This window comes from Duganella rhizosphaerae (genome assembly GCF_040364205.1).
Taxonomy (GTDB): domain Bacteria; phylum Pseudomonadota; class Gammaproteobacteria; order Burkholderiales; family Burkholderiaceae_D; genus Rugamonas; species Rugamonas rhizosphaerae.
Window position 1 is genome coordinate 51,296 of record NZ_BPWK01000008.1, and the last position, 18,499, is coordinate 69,794.

General features: G+C 65.7%; 16 protein-coding genes. 8 read left to right on the forward strand and 8 right to left on the reverse strand.

What is annotated here, in order from left to right:
* Position 1: 1 nt before the first annotated feature.
* From cyoB to RUGAMON1_RS18135, 6 genes are read left to right on the forward strand one after another with little or no spacing between them, the layout of a single operon-like run.
* Positions 2-2,002, forward strand: a complete 2,001-nt coding sequence (gene cyoB, locus RUGAMON1_RS18110) for a cytochrome o ubiquinol oxidase subunit I (RefSeq protein WP_445231817.1) — start codon at positions 2-4, stop codon at positions 2,000-2,002.
* Complete coding sequence (gene cyoC / locus RUGAMON1_RS18115; protein WP_445231818.1) at positions 1,995-2,624, forward strand: cytochrome o ubiquinol oxidase subunit III; 630 nt, start codon at positions 1,995-1,997, stop codon at positions 2,622-2,624. The genes cyoB and cyoC overlap by 8 nt, the downstream gene beginning before the upstream one ends.
* On the forward strand, positions 2,621-3,028 hold the full coding sequence (cyoD, locus tag RUGAMON1_RS18120; protein ID WP_445231819.1) for a cytochrome o ubiquinol oxidase subunit IV: 408 nt from the start codon (positions 2,621-2,623) through the stop codon (positions 3,026-3,028). The genes cyoC and cyoD overlap by 4 nt, the downstream gene beginning before the upstream one ends.
* Positions 3,025-3,798 carry an SURF1 family protein gene (locus tag RUGAMON1_RS18125; RefSeq protein ID WP_445231820.1) on the forward strand — a complete coding sequence of 258 codons (774 nt, stop codon included), beginning with the start codon at positions 3,025-3,027 and terminating at the stop codon, positions 3,796-3,798. The genes cyoD and RUGAMON1_RS18125 overlap by 4 nt, the downstream gene beginning before the upstream one ends.
* A complete protein-coding gene (locus RUGAMON1_RS18130; protein ID WP_445231821.1) occupies positions 3,799-5,175 on the forward strand; it encodes an ATP-binding protein in 1,377 nt (458 codons plus the stop codon). It abuts the gene before it with no gap.
* Positions 5,165-5,707, forward strand: coding sequence for a response regulator transcription factor (locus RUGAMON1_RS18135; RefSeq protein ID WP_116989097.1), 543 nt, complete (start codon positions 5,165-5,167; stop codon positions 5,705-5,707). Before RUGAMON1_RS18130 ends, RUGAMON1_RS18135 begins: the two co-directional genes overlap by 11 nt.
* A gap of 17 nt (positions 5,708-5,724) precedes the next feature.
* Here the strand turns inward: RUGAMON1_RS18135 and RUGAMON1_RS18140 are convergent, their stop codons facing one another.
* The 6 genes from RUGAMON1_RS18140 to RUGAMON1_RS18165 all read right to left on the reverse strand — a co-directional run bounded on the left by RUGAMON1_RS18140 (position 5,725) and on the right by RUGAMON1_RS18165 (position 11,247).
* Positions 5,725-6,546 (reverse strand): hypothetical protein, encoded by an 822-nt coding sequence (locus RUGAMON1_RS18140; protein ID WP_445231822.1) that lies wholly within the window; start codon positions 6,544-6,546, stop codon positions 5,725-5,727.
* Positions 6,547-6,634: 88 nt separating this feature from the next.
* The gene (locus RUGAMON1_RS18145; RefSeq protein ID WP_445231823.1) at positions 6,635-7,201 is read right to left on the reverse strand and encodes a cohesin domain-containing protein; all 567 of its coding nucleotides are present in this window, start codon (positions 7,199-7,201) and stop codon (positions 6,635-6,637) included.
* 48 nt (positions 7,202-7,249) lie between these two features.
* Entirely contained in the window at positions 7,250-9,466 is a 2,217-nt protein-coding gene (locus tag RUGAMON1_RS18150; RefSeq protein ID WP_445231824.1) for a hypothetical protein, read from the reverse strand.
* 196 nt (positions 9,467-9,662) lie between these two features.
* The gene (locus tag RUGAMON1_RS18155; protein WP_445231825.1) at positions 9,663-10,088 is read right to left on the reverse strand and encodes a hypothetical protein; all 426 of its coding nucleotides are present in this window, start codon (positions 10,086-10,088) and stop codon (positions 9,663-9,665) included.
* A 30-nt stretch (positions 10,089-10,118) separates the two neighbouring features.
* Positions 10,119-10,880: a M56 family metallopeptidase gene (locus tag RUGAMON1_RS18160; protein WP_445231826.1), complete on the reverse strand. Its 762-nt coding sequence runs from the start codon at positions 10,878-10,880 to the stop codon at positions 10,119-10,121.
* On the reverse strand, positions 10,867-11,247 hold the full coding sequence (locus tag RUGAMON1_RS18165) for a BlaI/MecI/CopY family transcriptional regulator (protein WP_445231827.1): 381 nt from the start codon (positions 11,245-11,247) through the stop codon (positions 10,867-10,869). Before RUGAMON1_RS18165 ends, RUGAMON1_RS18160 begins: the two co-directional genes overlap by 14 nt.
* A gap of 79 nt (positions 11,248-11,326) precedes the next feature.
* On the opposite strand from RUGAMON1_RS18165, the gene RUGAMON1_RS18170 reads away from it, so the two are divergent.
* Both RUGAMON1_RS18170 and RUGAMON1_RS18175 read left to right on the forward strand, forming a co-directional pair.
* On the forward strand, positions 11,327-11,917 hold the full coding sequence (locus RUGAMON1_RS18170; RefSeq protein WP_445231828.1) for a 2'-5' RNA ligase family protein: 591 nt from the start codon (positions 11,327-11,329) through the stop codon (positions 11,915-11,917).
* 19 nt (positions 11,918-11,936) lie between these two features.
* Positions 11,937-13,076 carry a putative peptide maturation dehydrogenase gene (locus tag RUGAMON1_RS18175; RefSeq protein ID WP_445231829.1) on the forward strand — a complete coding sequence of 380 codons (1,140 nt, stop codon included), beginning with the start codon at positions 11,937-11,939 and terminating at the stop codon, positions 13,074-13,076.
* Positions 13,077-13,094: 18 nt separating this feature from the next.
* On the opposite strand, the gene RUGAMON1_RS18180 is transcribed toward RUGAMON1_RS18175, so the two are convergent.
* Together RUGAMON1_RS18180 and RUGAMON1_RS18185 are read right to left on the reverse strand one after the other, a co-directional pair.
* The gene (locus RUGAMON1_RS18180; protein WP_116989104.1) at positions 13,095-13,349 is read right to left on the reverse strand and encodes an NHLP-related RiPP peptide; all 255 of its coding nucleotides are present in this window, start codon (positions 13,347-13,349) and stop codon (positions 13,095-13,097) included.
* 118 nt (positions 13,350-13,467) lie between these two features.
* Positions 13,468-18,498 carry a response regulator gene (locus RUGAMON1_RS18185; protein WP_445231830.1) on the reverse strand — a complete coding sequence of 1,677 codons (5,031 nt, stop codon included), beginning with the start codon at positions 18,496-18,498 and terminating at the stop codon, positions 13,468-13,470.
* Position 18,499: the final 1 nt, after the last annotated feature.

Below are 18,499 nucleotides of genomic sequence, written 5' to 3' on the forward strand. Positions count from 1 at the left end.
CATGTCTGATCTCAACCTGACCAAACTGATCTTTGGGCGGCTGTCGCTGGAAGCAATTCCATACCACGAGCCCATCCTGATCGGCACCTTCGCCATGGTGGCGATCGGCGGCCTGGCCTTCCTGGCCGCGATGTTCAAATTCCGCCTGTGGGGCCCGCTGTGGCGCGACTGGATCACCTCCATAGACCACAAGAAAATCGGCATCATGTACATGGTGCTGGCGATTATCATGATGCTGCGCGGCTTCGCCGACGCGCTGATGATGCGCGCCCAACAAGCGATCGCCTTCGGCGACAACGCCGGCATGCTGCCGCCGCACCACTACGACCAGATCTTCACGGCCCACGGCACGATCATGATCTTCTTCGTGGCGATGCCGCTGGTTACCGGCCTGATGAACTACGTGGTGCCGCTGCAAATCGGCGCGCGCGACGTGTCGTTCCCGTTCCTGAACAACTTCTCGTTCTGGATGACCACCTTCGGCGCCATGCTGACCATGGTCTCGCTGTTCGTCGGCGAATTCGGCCGCACCGGCTGGCTGGCTTTCCCGCCGCTGTCGGGCATCGCCGCGTCACCTGACGTCGGGGTCGACTACTACATCTGGTCGCTGCAGGTGGCCGGGGTAGGGACCACGCTGTCGGGCGTCAACCTGATCGCCACCATCGTCAAGATGCGCGCGCCAGGCATGAACATGATGAAAATGCCGGTCTTCACCTGGACCGCGCTGTGCACCAACGCCCTGATCGTCGCCACCTTCCCGATCCTGACCATCACCCTGGCGATGCTGTCGCTGGACCGCATGGTCGGCACCAACTTCTTCACCAACGACCTCGGCGGCAACCCGATGTTGTACGTCAACCTGATCTGGATCTGGGGCCACCCTGAGGTGTACATCCTGGTGCTGCCGGTGTTCGGCGTGTTCTCGGAAATCGTCTCGACCTTCTCGGCCAAGAAACTGTTCGGCTACACCTCGATGGTGTACGCCACCGTCGTGATCACCATCCTGTCCTACCTGGTATGGCTGCACCACTTCTTCACGATGGGCTCGGGCGCGTCGGTGAACTCCTTCTTCGGCATCACGACGATGATCATTTCGATCCCGACCGGTGCCAAGATCTTCAACTGGCTGTTCACCATGTACAAGGGCCGCGTGCGCTTCGACGTGCCTATGCTGTGGACCGTCGGCTTCATGCTGACCTTCACCATCGGCGGCATGACCGGCGTGATGCTGGCCGTTCCACCTGCCGACTTCGTGCTGCACAACTCGCTGTTCCTGATCGCCCACTTCCACAACGTCATCATCGGCGGCGTGGTGTTCGGCTGCTTCGCCGGCCTGAACTACTGGTTCCCTAAAGCGTTCGGCTTCAAGCTCGACGAGTTCTGGGGCAAGGTATCGTTCTGGTGCTGGCTGGTGGGCTTCTGGGTTGCCTTCACGCCGCTGTACGTGATGGGCTTCATGGGCGTGACCCGCCGCATGAACCACTTCGAAGATCCGTCGCTGCAAAAATGGTTCGTGATCGCCGCCATCGGCGCGCTGATCATCGCCGCAGGTATCGGCGCGATGCTGGTGCAGTTCTACGTCAGCTGGAAAAACCGCGACGCGCTGCGCGACGTCACCGGCGACCCATGGGGCGGCCGTACCTTGGAGTGGGCGACCTCGTCGCCACCGCCGGACTACAACTTCGCCTTCACGCCAGTGGTGCATGAGAGCGACAGCTGGGCCGACATGAAGGCCAATCACTATCAGCGTCCGACCAAGGGCTTCGTGGCCATCCACATGCCGAAGAACACCGCTGCCGGCTTCATCATCTCGGCGCTGTCGTTCGCGCTGGGCTTCTGCATGATCTGGCAGATGTGGATCCCGGCCGGCCTGTCGTTCATCGCCATGATGGTCGCGATCATCACGCACACCTTTAACTACAAGCGCGATTACTACATCCCTGCGGAAGAAGTCATCCGCACCGAAGAAGCGCATACTCGTTTGCTGGAAGCCCATGTCTGAATCTATCGCTAACGGCGCCGTGAGCGCCGACCCGAGCGCACGCTACTACGTGCGCGACCACCACCCGGAGAACGGCACGCTGCTGGGCTTCTGGCTCTACCTGATGAGCGACTGCCTGCTGTTCGCCGGCCTGTTCGCCGCCTACGCCGTACTGGGCCGCAACTACGCGGGCGGCCCGACCGGCGCCGAGCTGTTCGACCTGCCGACCGTGGCGCTCAACACCGGCTTCCTGCTGATGTCGTCGATCACCTACGGCTTCGCGATGATCGCATCGCAGCGCAAGAACCTGAAGGCCACCATCGTCTGGCTGGCCATCACCGGCCTGTTCGGCCTGGCCTTCCTGTACCTGGAACTGGATGAATTCGTTCACCTGATCCACGAAGGCGCCGGTCCGCAGCGCAGCGCGTTCCTGACCTCGTTCTTCGCGCTGGTCGGTACCCACGGCTTGCACGTGACGTTCGGTTCGATCTGGCTGGTCACGCTGATCTTCCAGCTGGCCAAGCACGGCCTGACGCCGGAAAACAATCGTCGCCTGATGTGCCTGTCGATGTTCTGGCACTTCCTGGACGTGATCTGGATCGGCGTGTTTACCTTTGTTTATCTGATGGGAGTCCTGCCATGAGCGCTCACAACCACGACCACCACGGTCACGACCACGGTCATGACGACCACGGCCACGAAGCTGGCGCCCACGGCAGCCTGAAGGACTACGCGATCGGCTTCGTGCTGTCGGTGATCCTGACCGCGATCCCGTTCTGGCTGGTGATGCACAAGGCCTTCGACAAGTCCAGCACCACCGCCGCGGTGATCCTGGCCTTCGCTGCGGTTCAGGTAGTGGTGCACATGGTGTACTTCCTGCACATGAACGGCAAGATCGAAGGCGGCTGGTCGCTGCTGGCGACCATGTTCACGCTGGTGCTGCTGGTGATCGTACTGGCCGGTTCGATCTGGGTCATGTACCACATGAACGTCAATATGATGCCGTCCATGGGTACGGACGTGCACAACATGCGCGACATGCAATGATGGAAGGGGCATCGCGCCCACGTTCCCGCACCCTGCGCATCAGCCTGGCCATTGCGGCCGGGCTGATGTTTGCAGGGTTTTTTGCTTTGGGGACGTGGCAAATATTCCGCCTGCAATGGAAGCTGGCGCTGATCGAACGCGTCGAGCAGCGCGTGCACGCGGCGCCGGTGGAGGCGCCCGGCGTGGCGCTGTGGCCGCAGCTGAACGCCGAGGCGGACGATTATCGCCGCGTGCGGCTCAGCGGCCACTATCTGAAGGGTTCGGACACGCAGGTACTGGCCTCGCTGGACCGTGGCATCGGCTACTGGGTGCTGACGCCGCTGTGCACGGCTGATGGCGCCATCGTCATGGTCAATCGCGGCTTCATCCGCGCCGGTTCCGGCGGCTGGGCGCCACAGGCCGCACCACCGGCCGCCAAGGCCGATGCCTGCGCCGCAGGCGGCGATGCGGTCGCGGTCACGGGACTGCTGCGGCTGGGAGAAGTCTCCGGCCGGCTGCGCCAGAATGAACCGGGCCGCAACTACTGGTACACGCGCGACGTGCAAGCCATCGCCCACGCGCGCGGGCTGCCGGCCGTGGCGCCGTATTTCGTCGACGCCGACGCCGACGCCGCTGTCGTCGAGGGCGAGCCGCTCGGCGGCCTGACCGTGGTTTCGTTCGCCAACAACCATTTGGTTTATGCTGTCACCTGGTACGCGCTGGCGCTGATGATCGTCGGCGGCGCCGTATGGGTCGTCCGCGACGGGCGCAAATCACAGACTAAAGCGTAAATGGCCAGGAAAAACGACAATCCGTACGACCGGGGCAGGCCGAATGCCCCGGTGATCGAGCCGCTGGCGGCGGTGAACGCTTCGGCCAACACCATCACCCACGCGGCCGGCCACAAGAACATGCAGCAGCTGATCCAGCTGCGCTGGATCGCGGTGGTGGGCCAGATCACCACCATCTTCGCCACCACCATGGTGTTCGACGTGCGTCTGCCCTTGCCGGCCATGCTCAACGTGCTGGCCTGCCTGATCGCCTTCAACATCGCCAGCACCTTGCGCTGGCAGGAAAACCAGGTGGTGTCCAACAGCGAGCTGCTGCTGGCGCTGACGGTCGATATCGCCAGCCTGACGGCGCAGCTCTACCTGAGCGGCGGCGCCACCAATCCCTTTGTGTTCCTGTACCTGCTGCATGTGATCCTGGGCGCGGTGTTGCTGGAGGCATGGTCGACCTGGACCATCGTCGGCGTCACCGGGACCTGCATCGCCGGCCTGGCCTTGTTCTCCGAACCATTGTCGTTGCCATTGGACCATGGACGCGGCATTTTCAGCCTGTATGTGCAGGGCATGCTGATCTGCTTCGTGCTGGATGCGGCGCTGCTGGTCGTGTTTATCACGCGCATCATGCGCAACGTGCGGGTGACGGCGTCCAAGCTGGCCGACCTGCGCCAGCGCGCAGCGGAAGAGGACCACATCATCCGCATGGGGCTGCTGGCTTCGGGCGCGGCCCACGAGCTGGGCACGCCGCTGGCCACGCTGGCTGTGATCCTGGGCGACTGGAAGCACATGCCCGAGTTCAAGGCCAACGCCGTGCTGCTGGAGGAGATAGTCGAGATGCAGACCCAGCTCAAGCGCTGCAAGTCCATCGTCAGCGGGATCTTGCTGTCGGCCGGCGAGACGCGCGGCGAATCGTCGGCGGCCACCACCATCAACACCTTCCTGGCGGAATTGGTGGCGGAATGGCGGGTGGGGCGGCCGGTGGTGGCGTTTGAATTCGACAACCGCATCGCGCCGGATCATCCGGTGGTGTCCGACTCGACACTGAAACAAATGATCTGCAATGTGCTCGACAATGCGCTGGAGGCGTCGCCGCAATGGCTGCGCATGGAGGCGAGCGTCGAGGAAGGCCAATTGGTGCTGCAGGTGATGGACGCCGGGCCGGGCTTCGCGCCGGAGATCCTGGCGCAGTTGGGCAAGCCTTACAACTCCAGCAAGGGACGGCCGGGCGGTGGCCTGGGTCTGTTCCTGGTGGTGAACGTCGCGCGCACCCTGGGTGGCGCGGTGACGGCGTCGAACTGGCCGCAGGGCGGGGCGCTGGTGCGCCTGACGCTGCCGCTGTCGGAAATCGAAATCAAACCGGAAACTAATCAATATGACTACTGAAGAAGAACGCGTGCTGTTGCTGGTCGAGGACGACGCCGCCTTCGCCCGTACCTTGAGCCGCTCGTTCGAGCGGCGCGGCTACAAGGTGCTGCTGGCCGAGAACGTGGATGAAGCCAGTGCGTTGCTGGTCGATCACTCGCCGGGCTACGCGGTGGTGGATCTGAAGCTGAAGGGCAATTCGTCCGGACTGGCCTGCGTGCAGATGCTGCACCAGCACGACGCGGAAATGTTGATCGTGGTGCTGACCGGCTTCGCCAGCATCAACACGGCGGTGGAGGCGATCAAGCTGGGCGCCTGCCAGTACCTGGCCAAGCCGTCCAACACCGACGACATCGAAGCGGCCTTCGAACACGTGGCAGGCGCGGCGGAGCTGGAATTGACCAACCGCGCCACGTCGGTCAAGACGCTGGAGTGGGAGCACATCCACACGGTGCTGGCCGAGACCGACTTCAACATCTCGGAAGCGGCGCGGCGGCTGGGCATGCACCGCCGCACGCTGGCGCGCAAGCTGGAGAAGCAGCGCGTCAAATAAGCGCCGATGGCGGATGCTCATTGTCGATCGTTGGCCTCGATAACTCTGGCGGCCTGGCCGTCCGTGCGCATGTTGGCGCCGCCGAGGCCATCGGCGGAAAAGTCGATCTTCAGCGCCACCGTTTTTCCGCAGGCCTGGAACGTCCATTCCTCCTGCCACTGGCCGGCAATCAGAAACGCATGCTCATAGCCCGGCACCGTTGACGGCAGGTAGATGGTGTCATGGGGTGGCGTCGAGATCGCCGTGGCCAGCAACTTGACTGGCTGGATGGCCGGGCCCGGGGGACACGCCTTCGCGGCCGCCATGACCTGCGCCAACTCCAGCGTATCGATGAACAGCCGGGGCGAGGCATGGCTCTGTCCCAGGCGATCGAGCAGCTGCCCGGCTCTTTCGTAGCCGGCCAACAGCTGCTTCTGCTGCGGTGGAACCGCCTGCAACAACCCCAACATCCGGGCCCGATTGCCTTCGCCGACCACGCCGCTTTCCATCGCCGCCAGTCCGAGCACCGCGGGCGGGAATCCGGTGGCGGCGGCACGATACAGAGCGTCGAACGCTTCCACGTCGAGCGCGCGCTCGGCAACGGGCCTTGCCGCCAACTGGAAATAGCGGGCCATGTCGGGCTTGCCGGCCGCATCAAGATAATGCAGCGCGGTCTGGCTCAGGATCATGAACACCAGGTACGATGCACGCGCGTCGCCGCTCGCCTGCCCCTGACGCGCTTCGGCCAGCGCGGTGGCGTAATCGTGCACCTGAAGCGCCTTCAGGCTTGCCTCGAAGTCAGCCGTGGCCGGCACGGCTATGACCAGTCCCAATACCAGCACTGCGGCAGTTTTCTTCATGAGATCACCCTGATGCCTTTTAATCTATGGACCCCGCGGGTCCGTAAAGGTTCGCGGCAGATACGGGTGGGTGTCCCTGTCTGGTTCGTCAATGTCGGGGTTTGCGACGCAGGGCCAACTGCATGCCCAGCACCATGGAGCAGAGCAGCAGCAAGGTGCCGGGTTCCGGCACCACGGCCACCTGGCCCGGGATCACCGACGCGTCGGCGATCTCGACCAGGCTGGAGTTCAACAGGATCAGGTTAGATAGCGACAGGCCGGAAATGCCGCCGGTGCCGAGGGCCTGGAAGTCGATCCGCACCAGGCCGCCGTCGCCGCTGGCGCCTGGCAGGCCATCGGTCAGCGTGCCCACTGTGAACGCCAGTTGCCCGGCCCTGTTGTCGATGGTGCCAGGGAAGAAGACGGTGGGGCCGACCGAGGGCAGGAAGCTGCCCTCGGTCACATTGGTGATGCGCAGCAGCCCAGGGTTGAATGCCAGGTCGAACTGGTAGGCAAACAAATCGCTGGCGTTCTCGATCGCCACCGTGGCGCTGAAGGTCTGGCCGGGCAACACCATGGGTGATGAAGGGAGGATGCTGAGTATCGGACCGGCGGCCGCTTGCAGGCAGCAGGCCGCCAACAAGGCGCCCAGCGCCCGGATTAGCATGGATGTCATGCGGGTTTTCATAAGGTGCTCCTGTTAAAGGTTCGAGGTGGCTGAGGGTTAGAACGAACAGCTGGTGCCGGATGGCAGCTTCTGGGCCATGATCGCGAGATCGCGCACGTCGACCACGCCATCGTTATTGACGTCGCCTGCCAGCCGGTTGCCGCGCCGGCCGAGCGTGCTGCGCACCATGCTCACGTCGTCGCAAGTGACTTGCGCCACCACCAGCAGCAATGAGCGGCCGACGATTTCGCCGTGCAGGATGAGTTTGCCGGGCAGCAGCGGCACGCGCAGCGCCCCAGGCAGCAACGGGGAAATGCCGTGCGCCGCCGTCATCAGTACCGCGCTGTCGCCCAGTTGCGGCGTGGCGCCGGGCGCCAGGCTGACGATGATGCGGCCTTCCAGCTCGGCGCCGCCGCTTAGGTCGAGATGCGTCGGCGCGCCGCTGCGGAAGGCGTCGGGGATCTGGATCTGGCCGTTCAGCGGCAGGAACAGGTCGCCGTCAAGCTGGCGCCGGCCGGCCAGGCGCAGCGTGCCGTTGTTGATGAAGCGTGTTGCCGCCAGCGTGCCGCCGCTGTAGTCGAAAGTGCCGTTGTTGACGACGTTGATTGCGCTCAGGCTGCCGCCCTTCAGCGCATAGCTGCCGTGGCTGCCCGAGTCGCTGGCGATGGTCATGGTTCCCTCGACGCCGCCGGCGGTAGGGGACTTGGCTTCGACCCGGTGCGTGCCGCCGATCTGGATGAACATGCCGCCGCCGCCCAGGCCGATGAATTCTTCGTTGGCGGACAGCGTGCCCTGGGTCAGCGTGTAGCTGCCGGAGCCGGTAGGGGTGAAGCCGAGGATCAGCTGGCGCAGCACGTCGTTGTTGCCGTTGTCCTGGAAGAAGCTGCCGCTGCCGTTGAAGCCCAGTTCCTCGTTCACCGTCCGCAGGGTGGTGCTCGGCCCGTCCAGCACATATTCCCCGGCGCTGCCCGCGTCCGAACCCATGATCAGCGTGGGCACCGTGGTGGTGCTGTCGTCGGTCTGCTCGATCCGGCCTTTGCCCTTCAGGCCGACCGCAAGCAGCACTGCGCGCAAATCGGCCGTCGAGCGCAACGTCATCTGGCCGCTGCCGGTGGCGTCGATGCGCAAGTCGAGCAGCAGGGCCGGGTTGGCGTCGTTGTCGCGGATGACGGTGCGGTTGATATTGTCGTCCTGGAGCAGGTAGGCCGAGCCGCCCGTCGGCTGGCCGACCCCGCCCGGACCGTTCGGCGTGGCGGCCCAGTTGATGCCGTCGTTCCAGAAGCCGCTGGTGCCGATCCAGTAGCGGGGCAGGCCGGCGAAGTAGGCGTGCAGCGCGCTGAACCAGGCGGGAGCCAGCTTGTCGTAGCCTTGCTGGGTGGCGGGATGGGTGCCGTCGGTAAAGTCCGCCAGCGTCAGCTGCGAGCCGGCATCGAGGAAGTGTGTGTTGGCGATGTTGCTGGCCACCGCGCGGATATTGCTGTTGTAGTCTTCAATGAATTTGTTGAGGATGCATTCGGTCAGCAGCCGCAGCGCGGCCGTGTATTCTGTTTCTGCCAGCGCGTTGTCGCCGTTGGCGTCGGCGGCGTGGAAGATATGGTCGAGGTCCGGGTTGAGTTTCTGGCGCGTTAGGAAGGCGGAAAACGCGGCCAGGAATTGTGCCTCGGTGATGGCGCCCGTGTGCTGGCTGACCGTATCAAAGCTGCCGCCATTGGTTTCGAGATACATGGGCAAGGTGTCCAGTACCCGCGACGAGCCGCTGACGGTGGCGAAGCCCATCGGTGGGATGGTCGAGACAAAGATCTGTACCGGCATGCCCATGGACTGGTAGTCGAGATTGATCTGCTCGAGCAGCGCGCCGAGGTCGATGGCGGAGGCGACGCGGCGCAGGCCGCCTAGGCTGGTGCTGGCGTCGACCAGCCGGAAGTCGTTGGTGCCAGCCATCAGCAGTATGATGTCCGGCCTGAACTGCTTCCATGCTGCGGCGTTGGTGATAATGCCGATGGTGGCGCCGACCTGGCCCTGATGCGCCAGGTCCAGCAGCGGCGCGGCGGGATCTTGATCGAAGGCGCCGACATAGTCGATTTCCTTGCCGTCCTGGCGCAAGAGCCTGCGCAATTCCTTGCGATAGCTGAGTTCCGGGGTGAGCGGATAGCCGGCCGTCAGCGAGTCGCCGATCGGCATGACCTTGACCAGATGCAGGTCCTGTGCCGCCGCGCCTGCGGGCGCGAACAGCATGGACAGCCACAGCAGGCAGAGGCCAGCAAGCGGCCTCATCCATGTGCGCCGCCGCGCTTGTTGTTGGTATAGATTGCTTTGCATGACTTCCTCCGGGCGAGTAACTGGGTTGATGATCAGCACCCAGCAGAGCAATTCGCATGCCGTGGACGTAAGTCATTGATTTGCAGTTGTTCTATTGCCCAGGGCGGCAGCAGACCGGAGGAGGTGTAAGTTTTTCTGACTGCGCGACGCCTTACGGCTTGAGTTGGCTTACCGTCAGCTGCATTTCCAACCGCGACTTATCGTCCAGTTCGATCCTGACCGTGGCTGGCTCGCCCAGCGCCACCAGCAAGCCCGGCTTACCGACCTCCTTGCCGCCATGTTTCACGCTGCTGCTGATGAACACTTTGCCGTCGTCGGTGGGTTTGAGCGTGAGCCTGGTCTCCCATTGCTGCGCGCCGTCGCCGCTGCGCAGCGTGGCCGTTTCGCCTGCGTGCGTATGTAAGTGCGGCGATGAGCTGGCGCCGCCGACGTTCAAATTGACCGCCACATCGTAAAGCGGGCCAGCAGGCGCCTGTTGCGCTGCCCAGGTGGCCCAACTGCCGGCGGCCAAGGCGGAGGCGATCAGAAGGCGGCCGGTCAAACGTAAAGCATACGGTGTGGTGCGGTTCAGGTTCATGATTCTCTCTTTCAGAGGGTGGGTGGATTGCTATTGACATGCAAGCGGCGCATCGCCTGCGGATAGCTGGGTTTTCAGCATGGCGTTGGCGTAGCTGCGACGCGCGTTCGGGTGATGGCGCACGACCTCTGCGTCGCATGCCAGCTCCTGGTCCCTGCGCATCAGGCGTTCGGCGATGTGGAGCAGGGGATTGAACCAGTTCAGGCAGAGCAGGGCCGCGCTGGAAGCGTTGGCCAGCGGGTCGCGGCGGATCGCGTGGGCGCGTTCGTGGGCCAGTATCAGTTCACGTTCTCGCGATGTGTAGCGGCTATCGAAATCGCCCGGGACCACGATGATGGGCCGCCACAGGCCGACCAGCGCCGGGCCTGCGCACGGGGATTCAGCATAGGCGATGCCGCCGCGCCGCGTGAGTTTGCCCAGGCTGCGTATGTATGCCCGTTGTTGACGCATCTGGCGCGCCGCGAAATACAGTGCGCCAGCCAGCCAGGCCAGCAGAATCAGGATGCTGGTCAGCGCCGATGACGGCGCCGGCGCCAGGCCGCGCATGGCGGCGGCCAGCGGTTGGACGGCGGGCGCTGCGTGCTGCGCGAGCACGCTGCCGGTCGGTGGGGCGGGCAGCAGCGCGGCCAGTGCGCACAAGGGCACGCCCAGCCACGCGGCGTAAGCGACGCCGGGGCCGAAGCTGCGGCGCAACGGCAGGCGCAGCGCCATCGCTGCGATGGCGGCCACGCTCAGGACAACGGTGGCGCGCATCAGCACGGGCAGCAGTTCGCCGATGTCATTTACCGTCATCGAGTTCTCCGATCAGGCGCTTGAGTTCTTCCAGATCCGCCTTGCTCAGCTTGCGGTGGCGGCTGAAGTGCGCCACCAGCGGCGCCACGCGGCCGTCGAACAGCCGGTCCAGGAATCCCTTGCTCTCGCTGTGCAGCCATTGTTCGCGCGTGATCGCGGCCGTGTAGAGATAGCGTCGCCCATCCTTCAACACCTTGACGGCGTTCTTGCGCAAGAGCCGGTTGAGCAGGGTCTTGACGGTGGATTCCTGCCAGGCGCGCTCGTCGCCGACGGCGGCGGCCACTTCCTCCGCGCTGCGTGGGCTGTGCGCCCAAAGGGTTTCCATGACGACCGATTCGGCTTCACTGATCTGTGGAATGGCTTTCATCGTTTCTTTCATTTACAGGTGTAATCGCTGAGAATGATTACAGTTGTAATCGGTGCTGTCAAGCGTTAAACTGCGAGGCATGACACAACAAACTTTACTGCCCGGTTTCGAACCCGAACCTCAGCTGACGGACCGGATCTTCTTCGCGGTCTTGCCCGACGCCGGCGCCATCGCCCGCATCCACCAACTGACCGCCGAGCTGAAGAGCGTGCACGCCATGCGCGGCCGGCCCATCGCCGATGCGCGCCTGCATGCCACGCTGTGCAACCTGGGTGACTTTCCCGGCATGCCGGACAGCGTGGTGGCGCGGGCAGGGCAGGCCGCCGCATCGGTGGCGGCGGCAACGGCGCCTTTCGCGGTCAGCTTCGACGTCGCCCAGACCTTCGTCAACCGCGCCCGCAACCGGCCGTTCGTGCTGACCGGCGGTGACGGCGTCACCGGCCTCGGCTCCCTGTATAAAAGTCTCGCGACGGCCTTGCTCAAGGCTGGCCTGCCCGGCAACCCGCCGGGCTATACGCCGCACGTCACACTGCTGTACGATGATGTAACGGCGCCGCCGCAAGCCGTCGCTCCCGTCGAGTGGACGGTGCGCGAGCTGGTGCTGGTCCACAGTCACATCGGCCAGAACCTGCCTTACACCGCACTGGGCCGCTGGAGCTTGCAAGGCTAACTTTCAAGGTGAGTCCCATATGCTGATCAGACGCTGCGCCGTATTGTTCCTGGAACCCCGCGAGGATTTGGATATCGACTGGACGGCGCTGTTTGCCGGCGACGGCGCGCTCGGCGCGACGATACGCTGGATGGCGCTGGCGCCGCATCTGGGCCAGGAAGTGGAAGTCACACTGGAAGAGATGGCGGCGCTGGGCGGCATCGGCCTGACGCTGTGGCAGGAGCGCGACACCAGCGAGGAAAAATACGGCGCCGCCGTCATCGCCCGCCTGCTGGAGTGCGGCCTGCTGATCGGCGACGACCCGCGCTTCCGCGAACGCGACGAGGTGCTGCGCTCGCAGAACTGGCGGCCGCTGTCGGCCGTCGCGCATACGTTCAGCCGCTGGGGCGATATGCGGGTCGACAAGGGCATGCAGTTCCCCAGTTTTGAAGAGCTGGTGGTGTCGTACGGCACGCCGCCCGGTCCGGTCATCGAGCGCTGCGCCGAGAGCGAAGCCATCGCGCTGCCCCATCCCGACCGTGCGCGGCTCGACGACACGCTGTTCCAGCGCTACACCGGCCGCAATTTCGATCCCGCCGCCGTGCTGCCGGTGGCCACCGTCGCCCGCCTGTTGCAGCGCGCCTTCGGCTCGCAGGGCGAACGCGAAATGGCGCCGGGCGCCTTCGTGCTGAAAAAGCTCAGCCCATCGGCCGGCGGCCTGCACCCGGTGGAAGCCTATGTGCTGGCGCAGCGCATCGAAGGCGTCGCGCCCGGCCTGTACCACTATCATCCGGTACGTCACGCGCTGGAGCCGCTGGCGGCGATGGATACCACGCAGACGGCGGAACTGGCGATGCGCATGGTGGCCGACCAGGATTGGTTTGTCGATGCGCCGATGATGGTGGTGCTGGCGGCGCGGGTGGAGCGCAATTTCTGGAAGTACCGCAATCACGCCAAGGCTTACCGCGCGCTGCTGCTGGACGCTGGCCATCTGTCGCAGACGTTCTATCTGCTGGCGACGGAAGCGGGAATGCCGGCCTTTGTGACGGCGGCGGTCAACGAGATCGACATCGAGCGGGTATTTGGGCTCGACCCCTTGAAGGATATGGTGATCGCTGTATGCGGTTGCGGACAGGCGTCCGGCGCACAGGATACGGTGGAAATGCGCTACGAACCGTGAGCGATCACGGGTCGTGGCTTAGCGTTGGCCCGACAGGAAGAACGGAATCGCGCCGGCGGCGTTTTCCAGCTTGCCCTTGATGGCGTGGCGGCTGGCGATGAACACATCCTTGGCCGGCAGGCTGCGCAAGGCGGGGATCTTGTCGGCGTCGAGCTTGATGCCCAGCGTGCCCAGTGCCAGTTGCGGGTCGTTCAGGAAACTGGCGCGGAACGTGTCGTCGCCGGACAATTTGGACAGCAGCAGATCGAGATCTTGCGGGGAATGCGTGGCCATGTCAGTACCTTTCGTGTGGATTTAAGGAAACCTCGCGTGTCGAAACGCAAGTTCATCCTAGGCCAAAGCAAGCCTTACCTCAAGCAACTTTCGCAAACGCCGTGCGACTCGCAAGTTGCTAGGTAGTGTGGGCCAGCTCGGCCATCCTTGCATCTTGCTCAAGCATGTCTTGATGCGCACTTTCCATCACGATCCCGAACGACTGGGCGAAAGCCTGCAGCACATCGGTCAGCCCAGAGGGATCGTCCCGCAGCCGGTCCTCCAGCGCGGTTGCCGTTTCATACAACTCTGTTGCCGATATATTACCGGCGGCGCCGCGTATCTTGTGCACCAGGTCGGCCGCCTTCAAGAAATCGCCGTAGTGGATTGCATCTTGAATCTGTTGCAAACTCGCACCAAAATCCTTGGCGAACAGCCCGAGCAGGCGCGACAGCAAGCTGCCGTGGCCGCCCAGCCGCTGCATCGCCGCGTCCAGGTCGATACCGCGCCGCGCGTCGGCGGAGGCGGTGTAGTCCGGATGGGCGGGCGGCGCCGGCTCGGCGGCGTCCAGCCGGCTCAGGTCCGGCTCGACCCAGGTCGCCAGCACGGCGTACAAGGTGTCGGGGTCGATCGGCTTGGTGACGTAATCGTTCATGTCCATCGCCAGGCAGCGTTCGCGGTAGCCGGCCACCGCGTGCGCGGTCATGGCGATGATCGGCAGCTTGCCGTGGACCTGGTCGGCGCGGATCAGGGCGGTGGCCTGGTAGCCGTCCATGTCCGGCATCTGGATGTCCATCAGCACCGCGTCGTAGTCGCCGGCGGCGGTCATGCGCGCCGCCTCCTCGCCGCTGCCGGCCAGGTCCACCTTGACGCCGGCGCGCTGCAGGATCTCGCTGGCCACCTGCTGGTTGATGCTGTTGTCGTCCACCACCAGCACGTGCGCGCCGCGGATGCGCTGCACCGCCAGCGACGGCGGCGCCGCCAGCTTGGCGGCCGGCTGGCCGCTCTCCAGGCCCAGCGCCGCCAGCACCGCGCTGCGCAGCAGATAGGGGTTGGCCGGCTTGTCGAGGAAGGGCATCAGGCGGCTTTGTTCGGCGGTCTGGCGGTCATGCTCGCGCGCGTAGGCGGTCACCATCAGCACCGCCGGCACGGCCGCCAGTTGCGCATCCTCGGCCATCAGGCGCAGCGTCTCGATGCCGTCCAGGTCGGGCATGTCGGCGTCCATCATCAGGATGTCGTAGTCCTCCAGCTGCAACGCCGCCACCGCCGCCGTGCCCGAGGCCACCGCGCGCGGCTTCAGGCCCAGGCTCGCCAGCTGGACCTTCATCATGTGGCGTACCGCTTCGCTGTCGTCCACGACCAGCACCCGCTTGCCCTGCACCGACGGCGGCAGCGGCGCCTGGCGCGGCGTCTGGTCGGCGGCCGGCTGCAGCGCCACGGTGAAACTGAAGCTGCTGCCGACGCCAGGCTCGCTGTCGACCTGGATCACGCCGCCCATCTTGCGCACCAGCTGCTGCGAGATCGCCAGTCCCAGGCCGGTGCCGCCGTACAGGCGCGTGGTGCTGGCGTCGGCCTGGGCGAAGGCCTGGAACAGGCGCGCCTGCTGCTCCTTGCTGATACCGAGGCCGCTGTCTTCGACCACGAAGCGCAGCGCGATGTGGTTGTCGGCGGCGCCGCCTGCCGGCAGCGCCGCCGCATGGTCGCGCTCCACGCGCAGCTCGATGTGGCCGCGCGCGGTGAACTTGAGCGCGTTGCCGACCAGGTTGACCAGGATCTGGCTCAGGCGCAGCGGGTCGCCCAGCAGGTTGGACGGCACGTCCGGCGCGGCCCAGATCACCAGCTCCAGCCCGCGCTCGGCGGCGCGCCAGGCGAACAGGTCGGCCAGCTGGCTGAGGGTGTCGGGCAGGTCGAAGGGCAGCGCTTCCAGTTCCAGCTTGCCCGATTCGATCTTGGAGAAATCCAGCACGTCGTTGATGATCTCCAGCAGGCTCTGGCCGGCGCGGCCGATCTTGCGGAAGTAGTCGAGCGGCTGCGGCGGCAGGTCCAGGTGCGTGCCCAGGCCGGCGAAGCCGAGGATGGCGTTCATCGGGGTGCGGATCTCGTGGCTGATATTGGCCAGGAAATCGCTCTTGGCGCGGGTGGCCGCTTCGGCGTTGGCGCGCGCCTGCTCCAGCAGCCGCAGCGCGCGCGCCTTCTGGTAGGCCGATACGAACGGCTCCTTCAAGGCCTTGAGCAGATCGAGGTCGCTGGCGGCGAAGGCCGCCTGGTACTGGTAGTTCTCGAACACCAGGTAGCCTTCCACCTGGCCGTCGATCACCACCCGCACCGCCAGTAGCGCGCAGACGTCGCCGGGCAGCGAGTTTTGGTGGTGGACTTCGAAGATGTCCGGCGCGATCATGCAGTCGGCCGGCGCGTAGCGCAAGTCGGCCTGGCGCAGGTCGATGTTGTAGCTGTCGGCGGCGGCGTCGATGCGGCCCCAGGCCGCGCGCAGCGACAGCGTCTCGGTGCCGGCTTCGCGCACCAGCGCCAGCGCCGAGTCGATGCCCTTGATGACGGTCGATTCATGCAGGATGGTGTGCAGCAGCGCGTCGAAATCGAGCTGCTCGTTGATCGACTTGACGATGGCGTTGAGTTTTTCCAGGTGCTGGGTGCGCGAGTAGACCAGCGCCTGCAGCGTCTCGCCCTTGTGGTGCAACTGGCGCACGCGCCAGCGCACCAGCGCCCAGGCCAGCGCGCAGGCGGCCAGGAAGTATCCCAGCCACGCCCACCAGGTCTGGTGCCAGGCCGGCAGCACCACCACCTGCAGTTGCAGCTCGTCGGCGGTCCACTGGCCGTCGCGGTTGCTGCCGCGCATGCGCAGGCGGTAGGCGCCGGGCGGCAGGCGGTTGTAGCTGGCGATGCGGCGGCTGGCGTCGACCTCCACCCAGCGCTGGTCGAAGCCTTCCAGCAGGTAGGCGTAGCGATTGCGCTGCGGCGCCGAGAAGTCCAGCGCCGCCAGCTCCACTTCGAAGTTCTGGTTCTCCGGCTTGAGCGTGAGCGTTGGGCCTTGCGCGCCGGCCAGCCGGTCCGGGGGCCATGCATGCTGGTCCACGCGCACCGCGCTGATGACCAGCGGCGGACGGTAGCCCCAGTCGTTCAGCCGTCCCGGATAGACCACCGCGAATCCGGTCGTGGCGCCGAACACCAGGTCGCGCTCCGGCGTGACGGCGCTGGCGCCGATAAAGAAGGTGCGGAAGGCCAGGCCGTCGGCGCGGGTCAGCGCGCGCGCCTTGAGGGTGGCGGCGTCGATCACGGCGATGCTGTCGGCGGTGGCGGCCCAGACCCGGCCCACGGGATCGGACTGCAGGGACATGATGGTGCCGCTGGCCAGCCCCGCCATGGTGCCGACCCGCTCGAACTGCGGCGCGCCTTGCGCATCGCGCCCGGTCATGACGCAGATGCCGCCGCCGTAGGTGCCTACCCACAGGCGGCCGCGCGTGTCCAGCACCAGCGTGCTGACGACGGCTTCGGACAAGGCGTTCGGCTTGCCGGCGTCGGCGCGGATCTGTTCCACCTTGCCGCTTTCCGGATCCAGCCGGTTCAGGCCATTGCGGGTGCCGATCCACAGCGCGCCGTCGGCGTCGGCGATCACGGCGTGAATGCGGTTGTCGGTCAGGCCGCCGGCGTCTGCCGCGCCTTGTTCGTAGCGCCGCACGGCGCCGGTCTTCGGATCGTAGCGCAGCAGTCCTTCGAAGGTGCCCAGCCAGAGCTCGTCCTTTTGGCGCAGGATGGTGCCGATGCGCGGATAGGGACTGGGCTGCGGCAGCGGCACGCGCCGCACGCTGCGCGCCTGCCCGTGCGTGCGGTAGAGGCCCAGCTGGGTGCCGAGCCAGGCGTCGCCGGAGTCGGCTTCTGCCATGGACAAGACCATGCGGTTTGGCAGTGCGGTGTCGGGATGGGCGGGGTCCGGGCGCAGCGCGGCGCGGCGCGCACCGTCCGGCCGCACGATGTCGATGCCCTGGTCGGCCAGCGCGATCCAGACCTGGCGCTGGCTGTCGGTCATCAGGGAACTCACGGCCGCTTCCGGCGCGCCCTGCGCGCCGAACACCGAATCGACGCTCTCGTTGTGCGGATCGAACACGTCGACACCGCGCTCGGTGGTCACCCAGATCATGCCGCTGCGATCGCGCAGCAGGGCGGCGGTGCGGTCGCTGCTGAGACTGAGGGCCACGGCCGGCTGGTGCAGGATGCGGTGGCCCTTGCCGTTGCGGTACTCGACCACGCCGCCGCCGTAGGTGCTGGCCCACCAGGTGCCTGGCGTGGTCTCGATCACCGACAGCACCATATTGCCCTGCATTTCCTTGACGCCCGGGATGCCGAGGATGCGGCCCTGGTCCGCCCCGGCGTCGACCAGGCCGACGCCGCTCTTGAGCGTGCCGAAGGCGATTTGTCCGAGGCTGTTCTCGCCCAGCGACAGCACGGTGTCGCTCCAGCCGCCGCGGCCCTCGCCGTTGACGGCGACCTGGGTGATGGCGCCGCCTTCCTTGAGCCGGGACAGGCCGCTGCCCGTGCCTATCCACAGCGTGCCGGCGCGGTCCATCAGCAGGGCGCGGACCTGGTTGTCCGGCAGGCCGGGATGCTCCTCGTGGGTGTAGCGGCGCAACGTGCGTTCGACGGTGTCGTAGTACTTCAGGCCCGCCGAGGTGCCTATCCACAGGTTGCCCCTGGCGTCGCTGGCGATGGCGTTGATCTGGCCTTTGCTCAGTTCTTCGACGGGGCGGGTGAATTGTTCGCGGCGCTGGTCGTACATGGTGAGGCCGCCGACGGAGGTGCCCACCCACAGGCGGCCGCGCACATCGACGTGCAGCACCTGGATAAAGTCGCCGGGCAGCGACATCATGGCGGCGCTGTCGTGGTGGAAGCTGCGCATATGATAGCCGTCCCAGCGCGCCAGGCCGGCCTGGGTGCCGACCCAGATAAAGCCGTCGCCGTCCTGCGCCAGCGCCATGCCGACCGGATGGGGCAAGCCTTGTTCCAGGCCGAGGTGGTCGAACAGTGGCGTGGCCAGTTGGTCCCAGCGCTCCGGGCCGGCGACGGCGGCGCCGCACAGCATCATGCAGGCGGCCAGCGCCGCGCGCAGCCAGCGGCGGGCGGCCAGACAGGCGAGCGGGGTGGGGGCGTGGACGTTCAAA

What these genes read in the sequence shown, in the direction of transcription:
- RUGAMON1_RS18150 (WP_445231824.1), bottom strand. Translation starts at nt 9,466, where the DNA reads ATGAGGCCGCTTGCTGGCCTCTGCCTGCTGTGGCTGTCCATGCTGTTC.
- RUGAMON1_RS18155 (WP_445231825.1), bottom strand. Translation starts at nt 10,088, where the DNA reads ATGAACCTGAACCGCACCACACCGTATGCTTTACGTTTGACCGGCCGC.
- RUGAMON1_RS18145 (WP_445231823.1), bottom strand. Translation starts at nt 7,201, where the DNA reads ATGACATCCATGCTAATCCGGGCGCTGGGCGCCTTGTTGGCGGCCTGC.
- RUGAMON1_RS18135 (WP_116989097.1), top strand. Translation starts at nt 5,165, where the DNA reads ATGACTACTGAAGAAGAACGCGTGCTGTTGCTGGTCGAGGACGACGCC.
- RUGAMON1_RS18140 (WP_445231822.1), bottom strand. Translation starts at nt 6,546, where the DNA reads ATGAAGAAAACTGCCGCAGTGCTGGTATTGGGACTGGTCATAGCCGTG.
- RUGAMON1_RS18130 (WP_445231821.1), top strand. Translation starts at nt 3,799, where the DNA reads ATGGCCAGGAAAAACGACAATCCGTACGACCGGGGCAGGCCGAATGCC.
- RUGAMON1_RS18175 (WP_445231829.1), top strand. Translation starts at nt 11,937, where the DNA reads ATGCTGATCAGACGCTGCGCCGTATTGTTCCTGGAACCCCGCGAGGAT.
- cyoC (WP_445231818.1), top strand. Translation starts at nt 1,995, where the DNA reads ATGTCTGAATCTATCGCTAACGGCGCCGTGAGCGCCGACCCGAGCGCA.
- cyoB (WP_445231817.1), top strand. Translation starts at nt 2, where the DNA reads ATGTCTGATCTCAACCTGACCAAACTGATCTTTGGGCGGCTGTCGCTG.
- RUGAMON1_RS18125 (WP_445231820.1), top strand. Translation starts at nt 3,025, where the DNA reads ATGATGGAAGGGGCATCGCGCCCACGTTCCCGCACCCTGCGCATCAGC.
- RUGAMON1_RS18170 (WP_445231828.1), top strand. Translation starts at nt 11,327, where the DNA reads ATGACACAACAAACTTTACTGCCCGGTTTCGAACCCGAACCTCAGCTG.
- RUGAMON1_RS18165 (WP_445231827.1), bottom strand. Translation starts at nt 11,247, where the DNA reads ATGAAAGCCATTCCACAGATCAGTGAAGCCGAATCGGTCGTCATGGAA.
- cyoD (WP_445231819.1), top strand. Translation starts at nt 2,621, where the DNA reads ATGAGCGCTCACAACCACGACCACCACGGTCACGACCACGGTCATGAC.
- RUGAMON1_RS18180 (WP_116989104.1), bottom strand. Translation starts at nt 13,349, where the DNA reads ATGGCCACGCATTCCCCGCAAGATCTCGATCTGCTGCTGTCCAAATTG.
- RUGAMON1_RS18160 (WP_445231826.1), bottom strand. Translation starts at nt 10,880, where the DNA reads ATGACGGTAAATGACATCGGCGAACTGCTGCCCGTGCTGATGCGCGCC.